This is a genomic window from Streptomyces luteoverticillatus (genome assembly GCF_003970715.1).
Classification (GTDB): domain Bacteria; phylum Actinomycetota; class Actinomycetes; order Streptomycetales; family Streptomycetaceae; genus Streptomyces; species Streptomyces abikoensis.
Window position 1 is genome coordinate 357,908 of the sequence record NZ_CP034587.1, and the last position, 17,573, is coordinate 375,480.

The window sequence follows — 17,573 nt, forward strand, 5'->3', positions numbered from 1 at the left end:
CGATGGTGATGAATGTGAGCCACGGTCACACACTTTCCGTGAGGCGGCTGGCTCAACCTCGGCAACTTTGTTCGCCCGGGCTACGGCTCTACGACACCTTCGGCCACGAGGCGGGCGGCATATTCCGTAGGCGGATCGCCGGAGGCAGGTGCCGGGCCGATTCCCGTTGTCTCCTCAACGGCCTTGCAGAGCCTTGACGTTGTCGCCGAAGGTCCAGTTCCGTGCCCCGTCCCAGTTGGCCGACCAGGTCATCAGGCCCTTGAGGGCGCCGCCGTAGGTGTTCCACGCGCGGGCCACGAGGTCCGGGGGCATATGGCCGCCGCCCGCGCCCGGCTGGGCGGGGAGCCCGGGGACCTGTTTGTCGTACGGCACCGTGACGGTGGCGCCCTGGACGACGAGCCCGCTGTTCAGGCAGTCGGTCTGGGCGGTGAATCCCTCGACCGTCCCGGCCGCGTAGGAGTCGCCGGAGCAGCCGTACATACTGCCGTTGTAGTACTGCATATTGAGCCACCAAAGACGGCCGTTGTCGGCGTACTTCTTGACGATCGGCAGGTACGCGCCCCAGATCGAGCCGTAGGTGACGCTCCCTCCGGTGACGTAGGCCGTCTCCGGCGCCATGGTGAGGCCGAATCCCTGGGGCATCCGGGCGAGCACGCCGTCGATGATCCGGATCAGATTGGCCTGGGAGGGCGAGAGCCGGGTGATGTCGCCGCTGCCGACGAGGCCGGTCTCGATGTCGATGTCGATGCCGTCGAAGTCGTAGCCCTTGAGGATGGGGACGATCGTCTCGACGAACCGGTCGGCGACGGCACTTGAGCTCAGGTCGATGCCCGCCGCCGCGCCGCCGATGGACAGCAGGACCGTCTGTCCGGCGGCCTTGGCCCGGCACATCTCGGCCGGGGTGGGGACCTTGACGGTCGCGTCCATCCCGTCCTCCCACAGGGCGGTGCCGTCCGGGTGGATGACGGGGAACGCGGCGTTGAGCACGTTGTAGCCGTGGGCGGGGAGGCGGGGGTCGTCGACGGGGGTCCAGCCGAAGGGCGGGTGGACGCCGTTGGCGGCGCCGTCCCAGTTCTCCCAGTACCCCTGGAGCACCTTCCCCGCGGGTCTCGGCTTGAGGGGGCACGTGTCCTCGCGCGTGGCGCCGGTCGCGGCGGCCGCGACCGGCGCGTGCAGTGCGAGGGCCAGGACCGTGCAGGCGCCCAGCAGTCGGGCTCTCCGGAACAGCGCGCGCGACATGTCCACCTCCGACGGCTGTGGGGGCCTGGAGACTGGTGCGGTGGGGTCGACCGCACGGTAGGAGAGCCCGGAACCGACGTCAATAGGTCTGGACCAAGCTCCCTACTTCCTGAGCGAGCAGGTGGCCGTCGCCGTTCTGCCCGGGTCGCTCTCCGAGCGCGCGGTCAGGGTGATCCTGCCGTCGCGGTCGGCGCCCGCCGCCGCGCTCGCGGCGACGTCGATGGGGATCCGCTCGCCCGGGGCCGCGGTGGCGAGCCGGTTGGGGAGCCAGGCGGTCCAGCCGCGTCCGGAGGCCGTGGCCGACAGCCGGTAGACGTCGGAGGCGCGGGACGGATCGTCCTGGGGCGCGGCCCGGCCGGTGTTGGCCAGCGCGAACGTGCACATCGCCCGGCCGCCGGCCGGCCTGCCCTTCACCGCGCCCCGGCCGAGGGCCACACCGCGCGCCCGCGCCCCGGAGCCGTCCAGGGACCTGACGCCGACGGTGTAGGAGAGGACACCGGAGGCGTCGCGCCGGACGTCGACGATGTAGAAGTGCAGCCGGTTGGCCCGGTCGACGTACTCGTAGGAGCTGCCCGAGTCGGCGCCCGCGTGGAAGAGGGCGTCGCTGAGCTGGCGGTAGTCCCCCATGGTGATCTTCTGCTGGGTGCCGTCGGGGCGGGTGAAGTCCACCATGCCGATGTCCTCGGGGTGGGCGTCGACCACCCAGGCGAAGGGCGCGCGGTCGGCGTTCTTGGTCTTGGTGAGGAGCACTCCGCTGTCCGGGGTGAAGGAGTCCATGCCCATGCGGTCGACGACCTCGACGGTGTAGTTCTCGTAACCGCCGCCGTCGCACAGCGGGTCGGTGGCGCGGTCGCAGGCCGGGGACAGATCGCGGCCCATGGTGATGTTGACGCCCGCGAGCCCCTTCTCGCCGGGCGGCGCGGAGCGCGCTGTGACGCGGGCGACGACGGGGCCGGAGTCCTTGAGGGCGTCGCGGTCGAGGCGCAGCACGTTCTTCTCGTCGACGATGCCGAGCTTGAGCTTGTCGCGCAGGACGTGCTGGGCGCCCATCGAGCCGCCGCCGGTCGCGGGTATCCGCCAGCGGGTGTGCGGTCCGCCGGGGCCATTGAAGGTGCCCCGGGAGAGCATGCCCCAGATGCCGGTGTAGGCGCGGCTCAGCGGGGTGCCGTAGGGGTTGTTGTAGTTGTCGCCGATGCCCAGGATGTGGCTGAGTTCATGGGCGAAGGTGGCCATGCCGGAGCTCTCGGTCTGGGTGGAGGAGCCGTTCTCGGCGTTGGGCCACAAGCGGGCGGCCGCCCGCCAGGACGTCCAGGGCACGTAGCGGGTCCGGGCGGCGTTGCCCCCGCCGGGGGCGGGGGACGGCGGCCCCCAGGCGGCCGGTACGTCCTGGGGCCCGGCGAACCTCATCTGGCCGAACTCCTGCCAGGTGGCGGACTCGTCCTCGCCGGCGCCGAGGTAGAAGACGAAGTCGAACCCGTCCGCCCGGTCGGCGCCGACGTCGGCCACCCAGGCGCTCCTGGCGTCGGCGCGGATGTCCTTGTCGCAGGTGTCGCCGGAGGGGCAGGCGCCGGGGTTCATGCCGGAGTCGATGCCGTACTGGTGGGACTTGCCGGGCATCCGGTAGACGCCGAAGGACGTGAGGTCGACGCCGAGGCGGCCGCCGGAGTCCTCCATCCAGTACTCGTTGATGGTGTGGCCGTGGTTGAGCGTCCCGGGTTTGTTGAGGAAGTCCTGGTAGAAGCGGGGCACTTGCTCGCGCGGGATGCCGGCGGCGGTGGGCTGGGGGTTGCCGAAGACGTCGGACCCGGCGGGCCGGGTGACGGCGAACTCCTCGTCGGGGTAGTCGAGGAGGACGAGGGCGCCCTTGAAGGTGCGCCGGGTGGGTTTGACGCCGGGGTCGGCCCAGTGGGTGCCGGGGACGGCGCGGTATTCGGCCCAGGTCATGTCGTCGGGGTTGCGCCAGTGCTGGGGGTCGATCGGCTGGACGAGGGGCGTTCTCGCCCGGGTGGTCGCGTCGGGGGTCGCCCGGGCGGCTCCGGGGGCCACGACGGCCAGGGCACCGAGGAGCGCGGCGACGATGCCCAGGCGCCGTAAGCGGCGGTGGTGACTACGGCGAGGGAACACGGGACTTACCTCTTGTCTGTCGTCCTCGGACGAGGAGATGGCAAGCCGTTCGATGGGATGTGCCCATCGCCGTCAAAAGGTAGAGCGGAGAGAAGAGTGACGCCAGAGCGCCCGCGTGGCGTCAGAGGGGCTGGCCCAGGGGACGCACCAGGACCTGGTTGACGTCCGTTCCCTCGGGCTGGGAGAGCACCCAGGCGACGCATTCCGCGATGGACTCGGCCGAGAGGGCCGGTCCGGGCGGGCGGGTGCCGTCGGGGCGGCTGTCCCAGAAGGGCGTGTCGACCCTGCCGGGGGCGATCAGGCTGACGCCGACGCCGTCCGCGGTGACCTGCATCCGGGTGTTCTCCGCGAGGGCGTGCACGGCCCATTTGGTGACGGAGTACATATTGCCCGGGGTGTTCTTCACCCCGGCGACGCTGCCGATGAGGACGATCCGCCCGCGGCTGGCGCGCAGGGCCGGCAGGGCGGCGTTCACCAGCAGCGCCGGGCCCAGGACGTTGGCGAGCACCATGTCCCGCCAGCCCGCCGGGTCGCCGTCGGCGATGGTGTCGTGGGTGGAGAACCCGGCGTTGGCGACGGCGTGGTCGAGCCCGCCGAACCGCTCGGCCGTCGCCGCGACGGCCGAGGCGACGGTCCCGGGGTCGGTGGCGTCGCCGGGCAGGGTGAGCAGCCGCTCCCCGGCGGCCGCCCGCCCGGCGAGCGCGGCGAGCTTGGCCGCCTCCCTGCCGGTGGCCGCGACCCGGTGGCCGGCCTTGAGCAGCCGGAGCACGGTGGCGGCGCCGATGCCGGTCGAGCCGCCGGTGATCAGCGTGACGGGGCCCTGGTCCCCGTTCGGTGCGGTGGTGTCGGTCATGACCGCATTCTCACTCGACTCCGTTGTCAAAAGGGAGAGTTGTTACGGGCGGCGTTGTTCTGGGCGGCGTTGTTCTGAAACCTGGGTCCGTAGAAGACCGGCCGGCCGAGATCGGTGCGGTCCGCCAGCAGCTTGTACTCGCGCGGGTAGAGGACCTCCAGGCGCTCCACCACCGCTTCCGGGACAGGCTGCCGCATGACGTTGAAGCAGGACAGCACCCGCATGTCGTTCATCCGCTCCACCGCGGCGCCCAGGGACGGCCACCAGGTCTCGGCGGGCCCGTTCCACGCGCGGTCCAGGGCCGTCATCATCGCGGTGTACGCGGCGTCGAAGGCGTCCAGTTCCTTGCGGGCCGCCGGACCGTCCGGGTCCTCGGCGAGGACGGCCGCGTAGCCGTCGGCCGGGACGGCGAGGGTGTTGATGACGACCGGCCAGGGGATCTCCTCGCCCCGGAAGAAGTCCGCCTCGGTGTCCCGGGTGAGCGGCCGCGGCGGGTCGGGGGCGCGGTAGCGGCGCCGGTGGCGGAGCTCGGCGAACCGGGCGTAGTGCGAGCCCTCGTGCTGGTAGGTGCCGCCCGCCTCGATGGTGCGCTCGTGCTCGCCCTCTCCCTGGTGGGTGATGATGTCGATGCCGTGGAGGAACCGTTCGACGGGGTCGGCGGGGTCGTCCGGGGCGAAGGTGGGGTAACCGAGGTTGCCGCCGACCTGGTTGGCCGGTCCCCCGGCCCGTACGGCCCGGCGCACCCGGTCCGCGTTGGCGGTGACGGCCTGGCGCAGGGCGTCGTAGAAGTGGCCGATGGTGGGGTAGGCGGAGCGCCGCTCGCGTTCGGAGAGGAGGCGGGCGGGGGCCTCGATCCGCAGGAAGTCGTCCAGCTGGCGGGCGGAGAGCCGGGCGAGGACGGGGGTGAGACCGGGCATCACGCCGCCGGGCAGGCCGCCGCCCGGTGCCGGGTAGCGGGGCCGGAGGCCCTTGATGTCCGGTGAGCCGCCGAGCGCGGCGAGCAGGTTGGCGGCGATGGCCATGTGGACCATCTCCTCCATCAGGACGCTGCGGATGGTGTTGTAGGAGGGGTAGTTCTGCACCTCCAGGGAGTACATGGCGGCCGAGTACAGCGGCATGGTGGCGTGTTCGAGGGCCACCGCCGTCTGGAGGGCGCCCCGGATCCAGTCCAGGTCCCGCAGGGCGGGGGGCGTGACACGGATGCCCGGCCCGGTGCGGGCGGCGGGCGCGGGCGGCCCGGCGTGGGTGACGACCGAGCGCGGGCTCACCGGCGTCCCTCGCGGCCGGGCAGGGCGTCGGCGGACGGCTCGTCGGTGACGCGGGGCAGCAGCATGTCCTGGAAGTAGTCCTGGAAGGACTGCTCGAGCTCGGGGTGCTGGTAGAACTCCGGGCCGACCTCCTCGAAGATGACGTCGCCCAGCCCGCTGAGGGTGTCGAACATCATCGACACGATCGTGCCGGTCTCCCGGCCCAGGTAGTGGGCCACCATGGCGACGGCGCCGCCGTGCACCCCGTACGAGCCGGTCGCCGTCCAGATCCCGGTGTCGGGGTTGCCGATCCACATCCGGCGGCCGACGGGCACGTTGAAGCCCTCGGCCCGCAGTCCGCGCGCGACGGCGGCGACGCAGGTGACGGGCGAGTCGTCCAGGACGCCGGCGCGGGCGAGCACGCCGACGCCGGAGCAGTTGGCGGCCACGACCCGGCCCGCCTGGTGGTGACGGCGGATCAGTTCCAGTACTCGCTCGTCGGAGGTGAGCTCCCCGGAGCCGACGCCGCCGGGCACGTAGAGGATGTCGAAGAGCTCGTCCGGGTCGAGCACGGAGTCCGCGACCACCTGGGTGCCCATCTGCATGGTCACCACGCCCGGCGTCAGCCCCACCAGGCGGACGTCCAGCTCCCGGGGCGCGGCCTCGCGCTGCCAGGGCGCGATGCCGCCGGAGGACACCATGGCGGCGCCCTTGAAGATCTCCAGCGGGGTGATGGTGTCCTGCTCGCTGCACTTCTCGTAGCCGAGCACCGCGATGGAGCGGACGACGCCGCTCGTGCCCGGACGTGTCCCCTCCGCCGTCTCCCGTGTCACCGTCGTCATGGCGATTCCCCCTCGGATTCGTTCGCGCGGCAATGCGCGCGGTGAACGCAGGAGAGTGAATCAGCGCCCAGGACTCCCCGGCAAATAACCGAACCGAGGTCGCCCATAAGAGGAAATGAGGGAATCCGTATCGGGGATTCCGGACGAAAGGATTCCTTATCGGGGGTGCATGGAGAGCTATTTGGCCCGCCTTCCCGGACGGTATAGCGTCAGTGCGTCGGCCCGCCGGACATGGGGGTTCGGGACGGTTTCCCGGCGGCCGGAGGAATTGCACGCGACAGGGGGAGCAATGCCCGGAACGAGCAATGACGTCATACCCGCGACCGTCGGGGAAAACCTCGTGGTGCGGATAGACCCGGGCCCGCGCGACTTCGCGGTGCTCCGCGAAGTGGTGCGCAACGGAAGCCGCGTCGGAAACGAGCGGCTGGACGCCGACCATCATCTGGACGAGGTCATACCCAAGCCCTGGGGCCTGGAATACCGGGTGTACGTCGACGACTTCATCGACATCTGGAATCTGCGGATCGAGGAGGGGCACGCCACCTCGCTGCACGTCCATCCGCGCAAGCTGACCTATCTGCTCTGCCTGGGCGGGCAGGGCGTGGCGAAGACGCTCTCGGCGGAATATCCGGTGGAGACCGGCACGCTGCTGAGGATCGGCGGCGGGGCGTTCCACTCCACGCGCTCGCTGGGCCCCGGCCCGCTGTTCCTGGTCGAGGTCGAGGCGCCCCGCAACAAGTTCGACCTGATCCGGCTGCGCGACGGCTACAGCCGGGAGAACAGCGGTTACGAGTCCGAGCACCGGCGGCTCGCGGAGCTGCCCGTCCGCCCGGTGCCCTATCTGCCCGAGGCCCGGATGCGCGACCGCTCGCCCTGCGGCGGCTTCCGCTTCGAGATCCGGGCGGGCATGGACATCTTCTACCGGCCCCGCCCGGAGGACCTCTTCCACGTCCCGCTGGGACTGACCGGGGTGGTCACCGGGGAGCTGGGGATCCTCGTGGCGGCCCGCGGCGACAGCCGGCGGCCGGCCGTCGACGAGTACTACCTGAGCCTCGCGCTCGCCACCACGTCATGAACGCACGAGTCGTCAACGCACAGAAGAAAGGATCCGTCATGACCCACCGCGCGGTGATCGTCACCGGTCCGGGATTCCAGGACCACGACGTCGTCTACACCTACTACCGCCTCCTGGAGGAGGGCTGGCACGCGGACGTCGCCACCCGGGACGGCGGCGAGGTCACCGGCAAGTACGGGGTGCCGCTGCCGATGGACAAGACCGCCAAGCCGCTCGTCTCCTTCGACCAGCTGGACGTGGCCGGGTACGACGCGGTCATCCTCACCGGTGGCCACGAGGCCCCGGACCGGGTGCGCCAGGACGCGCGGGTGCTGGACTTCGTCCGGGGCATGGACGCCGCGGGGAAGGTCGTCGCGGGGCTCTGCCACGGCCCGTGGATCATGGTCAGCGCCGGGGTGCTGAGGGGCCGCAGGGCCTGCGCCTACATCGGGCTGCGGGACGACGTCGTCAACGCGGGCGCCCATGTCGTGGACGGGGACGTGGTGGTGGACGGCCACATCGTCACCTGCTCCTACTACGGCTACGTCGGCCGCTTCATGCAGGCCGTGTTCGAGACCGTACGCGAGCGTACGGCGACCCCCGAGCCGGTGGCGCCCTGAGCGTGCGGGCCCACCGCAGGCGCGGGGACGGGCGAGCCGTTCCGTCCCAGAACCCCCGCCCGTCCCCGCGCGCCCACGAAGGAGCACAGCCATGCTGATACTCGACTTCGACGGCGTCGTCTGCGACGCCTTCGAGGAGTGCGCGGTCGTCACCCGCCACGCCGGGGACGCCGCCGCGGCCACCGCCGCGAAGTCCCCGGCCGAGCTGGCCGCCGGGCTCGCCCCGGCGTTCCTCGATCGCTTCCGGGCCGTGCGCTGGCACTCCCGGCTGCTGGACCACTTCATGGTGGCCCTCGACCCCCGCAGCGAACGCCTCGGGGGCCAGGAGGAGTTCGACGCCCTTTTCTCGGCCATTCCGGACGAGCGGCGGGAGCGGCTGGTCGCGGGGGCCACCGCGCTCCGGGCCGAGCTGCGCCGCCGGCACCGCGCCGAGTGGCTGGGGATGCACCGGCTCTATCCCGGCGTCCGCGGCCTGCTGGAGCGGCACGCGGGGCGCGTCAGCATCGTCACCGCGAAGGACGAGACGTCCGTGCGGGAGATCCTCGCCCACCACGGACTCGGCGGCGCGGTGGTGTCGGTGGTCGGCGAGTGCGCCGACAAGCGCGCCGCCGTGCTGGAGCTGGTGGCCGAGGACGGGCTGCGGCCCGAGCACGCCACGTTCGTCGACGACAACCTGCGCAACGCCCTCCAGGTGCGGGACACCGGCGCCCGCGCCCTGTGGGCCTATTGGGGCTACCACACCGCCGACGACGTACGGAAGTCGCTGCGGCGGCGCGTGGCCCGTCTCTATCTGCCGGAACTGGCCGGACTTTCGGCATGATGCCCGACACGGCCATCGGAAACACGAGTGAGAGGAAGACCGCTGTCATGACCGTCAAGGTTCTGTTCGCCCTCACCAGCCACGGGACGCTGGGCGACACGGGGCGCGCCACCGGCTTCTACGTACCGGAGGTCGCCCACCCCGCCCGGGTGTTCGCGGAGGCGGGCTGCGAGATCGGCTTCGTCTCGGTGCAGGGCGGCGCCCCGCCCCGGGACGGGGTGAAGCCGGACGACACCGTCGTCGCCGAATTCCTCGCCGACCCCGCGACGCGGCGCGCCCTGGGCGAGACCCCCACCGCCGACCGGGTGGACGCCGAAGCGGTGGACATCCTCTACTACGCCGGCGGGCACGGCACCATGTGGGACTTCCCCCACGACACGGCCCTGGCCGCGCTCGGCGCCCGGGTGTACGAGCGCGGCGGCGTGGTGGCCGCGGTGTGCCACGGGCCGGCCGGACTGGTGGAGCTGAAGCTCTCCGACGGGACCCATCTCGTCGAGGGCAAGCAGGTCTCGTCGTTCACCGACGACGAGGAGGCGGCCGTCGGGCTGACCGACGTGGTGCCGTTCCCGCTGGAGACCACGCTGACGCGGCGGGGCGCGAAGTTCTCCAAGGCCCCGGACTTCACCGAGCACGCCGTCGCCGACGGCCGCCTGGTGACCGGGCAGAACCCCGCCTCCGCCGTCAAGGTGGCCAGGCTCGCGCTGGCCGCCCTGCGGCCCTAGCGAGGGCGCGCCACCGCCCGGGACCGGGCCGCGCGAACGCGAAGCACCAGCTCCCCGGGGAGCTGGTGCTTCCGTATGCCGTACCCACAAGCTCGGCTTCCGCCGCAACGCCTCACCCCCGCAGAGCATCTTTAAGTGCGAACAGCGAACGTACTGTCGGCGTCATCACGGGGGAGACAGGCCGATGCAGTCCATGCAGCTGGGGTGGCTCCGTACCTTCGTCTTCGTCTACCGGCGCGGTTCGTTCACCCGGGCCGCGCGGGAGCTCGGGCTGTCCCAGCCGGCGGTCACCCAGCAGATCAGGGCGCTGGAGACGAAGCTGGGCAGACAGCTCTTCGAGAGAATGCCGGAAGGGGCGCGTCCCACTCCGGCGGCCGAGACCCTCATCCGCGAGGTGGAGTCGCCCATCGACACCCTGGGGGTGGTCACCGACCGGCTCACCGGCTGTTCCCAGGCGGTGGCGGACCGGCCCGTCCTCCTCGGCGGGCCCAACGAGCTGCTCACCACCCGCGTGCTGCCCGCCGTCGGCGAGCTCGTGCGCAGCGGGGTGCGGCTGCGGTGCGGGTTCGGGCCGGCCGACGCGCTGCTCCAGGAGCTGTCGGAGGGCCGGTTCGACCTGGTGCTGTCCACCAAGCGGCCTCGGTCGCGGGCGTTCTCGGCGATCGCGCTCTTCGACGAGGAGTTCGTCCTGCTCGCCTCACCGGGGCTGCGCGCGGAGATCCCGCTGGACCGGCTGGCCGGGGAGGGCCCCGCCGTGCTGGAGAAGTACCCGGTCATCGCCTACGCGGAGTCGCTGCCCATCGTGCGCCGCTACTGGAGCAGCGTCTTCGACGCCGCGCCCGGGACGGTGCCCGCCGTGGTGGTGCCCGATCTGCGGGGCGTCCTGGCGGCCGTGCGCGCCTCGGCGGGAATCTCCGTGCTGCCCACGTATCTGTGCGGGGACGAGCTGGCGCGTGGTGAGGTGGTGCCGCTGCTGGAGCCGGAGATCCCGCCGATCAACACCATCTACCTCACCACCCGCGCGGGCGGCCGGCACCAGCCTCACGTCCAGCTGGTGCATGGCCAGTTGCTGCTGAAGGCGCCGCTGTGGGGCTGAGCCCGGCCCGCGACGCACCGGCACTCACTCGGGCTTCGGGCGGGCCGCGGCCACCAGGGCCAGCGAGAGGACGGCGCCGACGGCCAGGGTGACGCCCGAGGCGTGGAGGGTAGCCTGGGTGCCCAGCACCGCGACGCCCAGCGCGGCGCCCGCCTGGCGGCAGGCGTTGAGCGCTCCCTGGCCGGTGGCGGCGTACCGGGCGGGGGCGGCGGCCGCCATGTCGGCCGTGGCTCCCGGGATGGCCAGGGTCGAGCCGAAGGCCAGCAGCACCTGCGCGACGGTGATCAGGGCGAACGGGGAGTCCTGCGAGCAGAACGCGAGCGCCGTGCCCGCGGCGGCGTCCAGTCCCAGCCCCGCGTACAGCACGGGCCGGGCGCCCCAGCGCGCCACGATGCGGCCGGTGAAGTACGGCATGAAGCACATGGGCAGGGTCATCGGCAGGAACGCCAGCCCGGTTTTCAGGGGTGAGAGGCCGCGTTCGTCGACGAGCCACTGGGTGAGGGCGAACAGCAGCCCGTAGAAGAGGAAGGACGCCATTCCGCCGGCCACCAGGTCGGCGCGGACCCGGGGCAGGCCGGTCAGCGCGGGCGGCAGGGCGGGGGCCTCGGCGCGCCGCTCGGCGAGCGCCAGCAGGACCAGGGCGACCGCCGCGACGCCCAGCGCCACGAGCGGCAGCGGCCGTCCCCAGCCGTCCGTATTGGCCGCGATCAGCCCGTAGGTGAGCGTGCCCAGGGCGAGCACCGACAGCAGCATCCCGGCGCGGTCGGGCCGGGCGGCGGACTCGGGCCGCTCGCCGCTGAGCCGGCGGGCGGCCAGCAGGGCGAGGAGGGCGATCGGCGGGTTGACGAGGAACACCAGCCGCCAGCCGCCCTGGTCCACGAGCAGGCCGCCCAGCACCGGGCCGGCGATCAGCCCGATGCTGCTGAGCGCCGCCCAGGAACCCACCGCCCGCATCCGCTCCTTGGGGTCGGGGTGGAGCCGGGCCAGCAGCGCCAGCGAGGCGGGCACCAGCCCGGCGGCGGCCACGCCCAGCAGCGCCCGTCCGGCGATCAGGGACCCCACGTTCGGGGCGAGGGCGCTGAGCAGCGAGATCGCGCCGAAGGCGACGAGCGCCGTGCGGTAGACCCGCCGGGGGCCGAAGCAGTCGGAGACGACGCCGGCGACGAGCAGCAGCCCGGCGAAGACGACGGTGTAGGCGTCGACAGCCCAGGGCAGGGCCGCCGCCGGGGCGCCGAGGTCCTCCCGTACGTCCGGCAGCGCCACGTTGAGGATCGAAGTGTCCAGGAGGACCAGGAAGTTGCCGGCGACGACCCCGGCGAAGAGCAGGCCCGGGGCGGCCGGGCGCGGCGCGCCGTGCTTCGCTCCGGACGCCGCCCGCGGGATCCGCGCGGCTCTGTCATTCGTTGTGGACATGGCCCCAAGGCTCGTGGCCCGGGGGACATCCGGCCAGGCCGGTTCTTCGATGGCCCCATCGGACTTCCCGATGGCATGCTGGGGGCCATGGACTCTCGCTATCTCAGGGCCTTCGTGGCGGTCGTGGACGCGGGCGGGATCTCGGCGGCGGCCGCCGCGCTCGGCTACGCGCAGTCCACGCTCAGCGTCCAGCTGAGGCGGCTGGAGCGCGAGTTGGACGCGGAGGTGTTGCGCCGCTCGCCGACCGGCACCACCCTCACCGAGGCGGGGCGGCTGCTGCTGCCGTACGCGCGGGAGGCGCTGGAGCTGGAGGAGCGGATGCGGCGCGCGGTGGGCGACCGGGCGCCCCGGCTGCGGCTGGGGGCGCTGGAGTCGCTCGCGGTGGAGTGGCTGCCGGACATCCTCGCGGCGTTCGGGCGCGGGGCGGCGGGTCCGGGCACCGGGGCGGCGGAGGTGCGGCTGAGGGTGGCGGGACGGGGCGTGCTCCAGGAGGAACTGGCCGCCGGGCGGCTGGACCTGGTCTTCCTGTTCGACAACGGGGTCCCGGGCAGCGACCCGTGCTCCGTGGTGGGTCACGACCGGACCGTCGCGGTCGCCGGTCCCGGGCACCGGCTGGCGCGGGTCCGGGGGCTCGCCCCGGAGGAGCTGCTGGAGGAGGAGTTCCTGGTGGCCGAGGCGGGCTGCACCTCGCAGATGCTCGTCGACCGCTTCGGCCGGGACCTGGCCCCGCGCGCCCGTCTGGGCATGGTCACCGGCTCCCTCGCCGCGCTGCGCCGCCTCGCCGCCCACGGCCGGGGCATCGCGCTCCTCCCCCACCTCGCCGTCCGGCAGGACCTGGAGACGGGCGAGCTGGTCGAGCTGGACGTCCGGCAGGGCCTGGAACCGGTCAGCATCGAGGCCCGCTGGCGCACGGGGCTCGGCCCGGCCGAGCGCTCTCTGACGGCCCTGGTCTCCCTGGCCCGCCGCAACGCGCCCTGGGCGGCGGAGGCGTCGTTCACCGGGGTGGCGCGCTCCGCCTGACCCGCCCGGCGGCGGACGGCCGCGGAAATGCGGATATTCAGCGGGCGATGCCCCCTGCGACCTCTCCTTATTTGCCGGGCCACCGGACCGCTGCTTCACTCGGTTTCCTACCGGAGTTCAAGGGGGAATCCGCGTGATCACCGTGATAGCCGAGCAGCAGGTCGTCCCGGGCCGTGAAGAGGAACTCGACGCCGTGATGGCCGGATTGCGCGATGCCATTCTGGAGAGCGAGCCGGGCTGTCTGCGTTTCGACTACGTCCGCACCGAGGAATCGCCGCTGCGCCGCCTGGTCATCGAGGAGTACCGTGACGCGGCGGCGCTGGAGTCCCACCAGGGTTCGCGCCATCTCCGGGAATTCCTGCCCCGGTTGCTGGCCTGCCTGACGGAATTCCCGAAGGTCACCACCTGCCGGAACGTGGTGCCGGTGCCGGACTCCGTGCCGGATTCCCTGTTCCACGTCGGCATGGTGGTGCCCGACCTGGAGAAGGCGGTGGCGCTCCACTCCGACGTGCTCGGCATCGAGTTCACCGAGCCGCACGTCTTCCGGATCCCCTGGCTGGAGGACCCGGACCCCCACCCGGCCGAGCTGACGGCCGTGTTCTCCCGCACGGGGGCGCCCTACTACGAGCTCATCCAGGCCGCCGGGGACGGCATCATCTCGGCCGCCCACTGCGGAAAGATCCTCTACTACGGCGTGTGGGAGCCCGACATGGACGCCCGGCTCGAACGGCTGCGGCGGCAGGGCATCGGTGTGGACGCGTACTTCCGCTCCGGGCCGGGAGCCATCCCGTTCGCCGTGATCACCGCACCGGATCTGCTGGGCGCGCGCGTCGAGTACGTCGGCCTGGGCGACCGGCCGCCGATCGAGGAGTGGGTGCGCACCGGCCGCTATCCGGAGTGAGCCGGACGACCGCCCACACGATCTCCCCTCAACGATCAAGTGCGCGGGAAGCCTTGTGCCGCCGGTACCGCTCCCCAATAATGATCACCCTCTGAACCGCAGAGATGCTCATGACAAGCGGTGGTCGACACGGGGGCGGAACGACGGCGTGATCGAACGAAAACAGGTGGCCTTCACGGGCACGCGAAGCGTCGAGGCCGGCCTCACCTGGAGCCAGCAGGAGATCTGGTCCCTCATCGAGGACGCGGCACCGGAGGACCACGTCTACAACGTGGTGGGCGTCATCGACGTCCCGGACGGCACGCGCCTCGACGAGGACCACTGCCTGCGGGCCGTTTCCTTCTTCGTCTCACGCCACGAGGCGCTGCGCACGCTCTTCCCCCGCGACCGGCACGGACGGGTCTTCCAGCGGGTGCTGCGCAAGGGCGGCGTCCCCGTCGCGGTGGCACGCGCGGACGGGGCGGGCGTCGCCGGGACGGCCGCCGCGTTCCGCGAGGACTTCGCCTCCCGGCCCTTCTCGTACGCCGACGAACTGCCCGTACGGATCGGGCTGGTCGTCTCCGGCGGCGACGTCCGCGCGGCCGTCTACGCGTTCTCGCACATGGCCGTCGACTGGTTCGGGCTCGACGCCCTGCTCCGGGAGGTCCGCGCCTACTTCCGCGACGGCGGTAACCTGCCCCCGCTCGCCGACGACGCGCCGCGCCCCGCCGACCTCGCGAACCACCAGGCATCGCCCGAGGGCGTCGCCCGGGGCACCCGCACCCTGCGCCACATCGAGACGACCTTCGGCGGCCGGCCACTCCTGCCCCTGCCCCCGGCGCTCGGCACGCCCACGACCGGCCCCCGGCACCACCGGGCCGCCCTGCGCTCCCCCGCCGCGAACCTCGCCACCGGCGTCATCGCCCGGCACATGGGCTTGAGCACCACCTCGGTCGTCCTCGGCTGCGCGGCCGCGCTGCTCGCCGAGCGGACCGGCAGCGGGACCGTGGACCTCCTCCTCACCAGCTCCCAGCGTTTCGACCGGGACCTGCGGCACATGGTCGCGACCCTGATGCAGGAGGCGTACTTCTCCGTCGACGTCACCGGCGCGGCGGACGCCTTCGAGGTCGTCAAGCGCTCCTGGCGGGCGTCCATCACCGCCTACCGGAACGCGGGCTGCGCCACCGACGCCCTGACCGAGCTGCTCGGCCGCCTCGGGGACGGGCCCGACGCCCCGCTGAAGCTCTCCCACTGCTTCAACGACAAACGCGGCCGGACCGAACCCGTCCCCCTCGCCCCCGGAACGGACCCCCGGGACCTGCTGGGCGACTCCACGCTCACCTGGCTCCCGGTCACCGAGCGCGAGCCGTTCTACCTCGTGGTCGACGAGGACGGCGACGCCATGAAGTTCTCCCTGACCTGCGACGCCGCGCACTTCGCGCCGGCGGACACCGAGGACTTCCTCCGGGCGCTGGAGAACTCCCTCCTCACCGCGGCCGGCCGCGTGCCCGCCGCCGGCGGCTGACCACCACGGCCGTATCCGACTTTCCGAATCCCCCACGCAACACCACCCATCGCGAATCCTCCGCCGTCCTCCGGGCGGCCAGTCAGAGGTGCACCATGAACGACGCCGGCAGCGGCGCCATGCTCGCGCGGCTCTCCGAGAAGTCGCGGCACGACCACTACAACCCCTACACCCGGTTCTCCTGGCCCGACGAGGTCCCCGAGGACTCCTGGTGGATGACCCCGGAGTACCTCACCACGCACGGCACGGGCCTGGTCGAGGACGAGCGGATCCTCAAGGCGCTCGCCCGCCGGGAGACCGTCAACTTCTTCAGCCTCCACGTCCACGGCATCCGCGAGCTGATGATCGGGGTGTCCAAGCGCATCCACACCCCGGACTTCGCCGACTACAACGAATACCTCCACCACTTCCTCGGCGAGGAGAACGCACACATGTGGTTCTTCGCCGAGTTCTGCTACCGCTACGCGGGCGGCATCTACCCGGAGGCGTACTCCCCGGTGCGCGGCGAGGGCTTCGGCCCCGCCTGGGAGGACGTCGTGGTCTTCGCGAGGATCCTCATCTTCGAGGAGATCTTCGACTACTTCAACAGCCGCCTGGGCAAGTCCGCCGAGATCCCCGCGATCCTGCGCGAGATCCACGCCGTGCACCACCACGACGAGAGCCGGCACGTGGCGTTCGGCAAGCAGCTGCTCAAGCACCTCTACGCGCGGGCCTGCGAGCAGGACCAGGCGGGGCCCGAGCGCCGCCTGGAGATCGAGAACTACATCAAGTCCTATATGACGTACTCGGTGCGCAGCCTCTACAGCCCCCACGCCTATCGCGACTCCGGGATGCCGAAGGCGCTCGAGACGCGCAGGGCGGCGATGACGCACCCGGTGCGCGAGGCGTTCCACAGCAAGGTGATGGCCCGCGTCGACAGGTTCTTCGTGGCAGCCGGGATTTTCCAGACCGCTTGGGGGGTCGGCAATGACGTCAGCAAGTGACAAGGCCACGGGGACGGACGAGGCCATGGAGAAGGTCGTCGACTTCCTCCGGCGCGCCAACGACGCCACCGACGCCCTCGACTGGGACCAGGACCTCATCGAGCTGCGGATCCTCGACTCGCTCGCGTTCGTCGAGTTCCTCGTGCTGCTGGAGGAGGTCACGGGGGCGCCCGTCGATCCCGGCACGATCGACGTGGAGAACTTCCGGACCCTCAACCGCATCCACGCGATGATCGGGGGTGCCGGCCGTGACCGGTGACCATCTCTTCCCGCCGGTCGACGTCGCCGACGGCTTCGTCACCCTCGGCCCCACCGCCGTCCGGCTCCGCTCCGCCCTCGACGCGGTGTTCACCAACTGGGCCGCCGCGGCCGGTGCCGCCGAGGTCCTCTATCCCCCGCTGAGCCGGGTCGCGGACCTGGCGCGCTTCGACTACTTCGTCAACTTCCCCCACCTGGCGCTCGCGGCGGCCCCCGTGGACACCTCGGACACGAGCGGGCTGCCCCGGCACCCGGTCGCCCGCGACGAGCGGCTCGGCGCCGGCCGGTTGGCCGACGCCGCGCTGATGCTCCCCTCGGCGGCCTGCTACAACGCCTACGCGTCCCTCGCGGGCGCCCGGCTGGACCGGCCGGTGAAGCTGACGACGATCGCGCAGTGCTTCCGCCGCGAGAACGAGTACACCGGGCTGCGCCGCCTCCACGGCTTCACCATGCGGGAGATCATCGCCATCGGCGACCCGGAGACGGTCAAGGACCACCTCGACACCCACAAGTCGCTCATCCTGCGGTTCGCCGACCACCTCGGGCTGAAGCTTGTGACCGAGACGGCCACCGACCCGTTCTTCGACGCGAACGGCTCCCGTGCCGTGATGCAGAAGCTCTTCCCCACCAAGGAGGAGTTCCTCAGCGGCGGCGGGCTCGCCATCGCATCGGTGAACTACCACCGCAACTTCTTCGGCGAACGGGCCGACATCCTCGTGTCCGGCGTCCAGGCCAGCACCTCCTGCGTGGCCTTCGGCGTCGAGCGGTGGCTGCACGTGCTCGCGGGCCGCTTCGACGGCGACTGGGACGCGGCGTACGAGGCGGTGACGTCCTTCGCCCCCGTGACGGCCTAGCCGGATCCGGAACCGGCCGGTGA

The 17,573-nt window shown here is 72.1% G+C and carries 17 protein-coding genes; 11 read left to right on the plus strand and 6 right to left on the minus strand.

All coding sequences use genetic code 11. The features are described 5' to 3' along the window. Positions 1–174 precede the first annotated feature (174 nt). From EKH77_RS01615 to EKH77_RS01635, 5 genes are all read right to left on the minus strand, one after another. Positions 175–1,239 carry a chitinase gene (locus EKH77_RS01615; protein WP_126912647.1) on the minus strand — a complete coding sequence of 355 codons (1,065 nt, stop codon included), beginning with the start codon at positions 1,237–1,239 and terminating at the stop codon, positions 175–177. A gap of 102 nt (positions 1,240–1,341) precedes the next feature. After that, complete coding sequence (locus EKH77_RS01620) at positions 1,342–3,363, minus strand: M6 family metalloprotease domain-containing protein (protein ID WP_126912648.1); 2,022 nt, start codon at positions 3,361–3,363, stop codon at positions 1,342–1,344. 121 nt (positions 3,364–3,484) lie between these two features. Next, positions 3,485–4,216: an SDR family oxidoreductase gene (locus tag EKH77_RS01625; protein ID WP_126912649.1), complete on the minus strand. Its 732-nt coding sequence runs from the start codon at positions 4,214–4,216 to the stop codon at positions 3,485–3,487. 26 nt (positions 4,217–4,242) lie between these two features. Then, complete coding sequence (locus tag EKH77_RS01630; protein ID WP_206279790.1) at positions 4,243–5,484, minus strand: ferritin-like domain-containing protein; 1,242 nt, start codon at positions 5,482–5,484, stop codon at positions 4,243–4,245. Further along, complete coding sequence (locus EKH77_RS01635) at positions 5,481–6,305, minus strand: DJ-1/PfpI family protein (protein WP_126912650.1); 825 nt, start codon at positions 6,303–6,305, stop codon at positions 5,481–5,483. Before EKH77_RS01635 ends, EKH77_RS01630 begins: the two co-directional genes overlap by 4 nt. A 289-nt stretch (positions 6,306–6,594) precedes the next feature. Between EKH77_RS01635 and EKH77_RS01640 the strand changes: the two genes are divergently transcribed. From EKH77_RS01640 to EKH77_RS01660, 5 genes are all read left to right on the plus strand, one after another. Then, positions 6,595–7,380: a cupin domain-containing protein gene (locus tag EKH77_RS01640; protein ID WP_126912651.1), complete on the plus strand. Its 786-nt coding sequence runs from the start codon at positions 6,595–6,597 to the stop codon at positions 7,378–7,380. 38 nt (positions 7,381–7,418) lie between these two features. Next, a complete protein-coding gene (locus tag EKH77_RS01645) occupies positions 7,419–7,979 on the plus strand; it encodes a DJ-1/PfpI family protein (RefSeq protein ID WP_126912652.1) in 561 nt (186 codons plus the stop codon). 91 nt (positions 7,980–8,070) lie between these two features. Continuing rightward, positions 8,071–8,799 carry an HAD family hydrolase gene (locus EKH77_RS01650; protein WP_126912653.1) on the plus strand — a complete coding sequence of 243 codons (729 nt, stop codon included), beginning with the start codon at positions 8,071–8,073 and terminating at the stop codon, positions 8,797–8,799. 47 nt (positions 8,800–8,846) lie between these two features. Next, positions 8,847–9,521: a type 1 glutamine amidotransferase domain-containing protein gene (locus EKH77_RS01655; RefSeq protein WP_126912654.1), complete on the plus strand. Its 675-nt coding sequence runs from the start codon at positions 8,847–8,849 to the stop codon at positions 9,519–9,521. Positions 9,522–9,705: 184 nt separating this feature from the next. Beyond that, the gene (locus tag EKH77_RS01660; RefSeq protein WP_240667175.1) at positions 9,706–10,617 is read left to right on the plus strand and encodes a LysR family transcriptional regulator; all 912 of its coding nucleotides are present in this window, start codon (positions 9,706–9,708) and stop codon (positions 10,615–10,617) included. A 24-nt stretch (positions 10,618–10,641) separates the two neighbouring features. On the opposite strand, the gene EKH77_RS01665 is transcribed toward EKH77_RS01660, so the two are convergent. Further along, entirely contained in the window at positions 10,642–12,030 is a 1,389-nt protein-coding gene (locus EKH77_RS01665; RefSeq protein ID WP_126912655.1) for an MFS transporter, read from the minus strand. Positions 12,031–12,117: 87 nt separating this feature from the next. Between EKH77_RS01665 and EKH77_RS01670 the strand changes: the two genes are divergently transcribed. The 6 genes from EKH77_RS01670 (at position 12,118) to EKH77_RS01695 (ending at position 17,550) form a co-directional block, all read left to right on the plus strand. Next, positions 12,118–13,050 (plus strand): LysR family transcriptional regulator, encoded by a 933-nt coding sequence (locus EKH77_RS01670; RefSeq protein ID WP_126912656.1) that lies wholly within the window; start codon positions 12,118–12,120, stop codon positions 13,048–13,050. Between the two features lie 133 nt (positions 13,051–13,183). Further along, complete coding sequence (locus tag EKH77_RS01675; protein ID WP_126912657.1) at positions 13,184–13,951, plus strand: antibiotic biosynthesis monooxygenase; 768 nt, start codon at positions 13,184–13,186, stop codon at positions 13,949–13,951. Between the two features lie 148 nt (positions 13,952–14,099). Continuing rightward, positions 14,100–15,455 (plus strand): condensation domain-containing protein, encoded by a 1,356-nt coding sequence (locus tag EKH77_RS01680; RefSeq protein WP_164737692.1) that lies wholly within the window; start codon positions 14,100–14,102, stop codon positions 15,453–15,455. A gap of 95 nt (positions 15,456–15,550) precedes the next feature. Beyond that, on the plus strand, positions 15,551–16,438 hold the full coding sequence (locus EKH77_RS01685; protein ID WP_126912659.1) for a diiron oxygenase: 888 nt from the start codon (positions 15,551–15,553) through the stop codon (positions 16,436–16,438). Then, positions 16,422–16,697 carry a phosphopantetheine-binding protein gene (locus EKH77_RS01690; RefSeq protein WP_206279791.1) on the plus strand — a complete coding sequence of 92 codons (276 nt, stop codon included), beginning with the start codon at positions 16,422–16,424 and terminating at the stop codon, positions 16,695–16,697. Before EKH77_RS01685 ends, EKH77_RS01690 begins: the two co-directional genes overlap by 17 nt. Continuing rightward, the gene (locus EKH77_RS01695) at positions 16,687–17,550 is read left to right on the plus strand and encodes an aminoacyl--tRNA ligase-related protein (RefSeq protein WP_126912660.1); all 864 of its coding nucleotides are present in this window, start codon (positions 16,687–16,689) and stop codon (positions 17,548–17,550) included. The genes EKH77_RS01690 and EKH77_RS01695 overlap by 11 nt, the downstream gene beginning before the upstream one ends. Positions 17,551–17,573 lie beyond the last annotated feature (23 nt).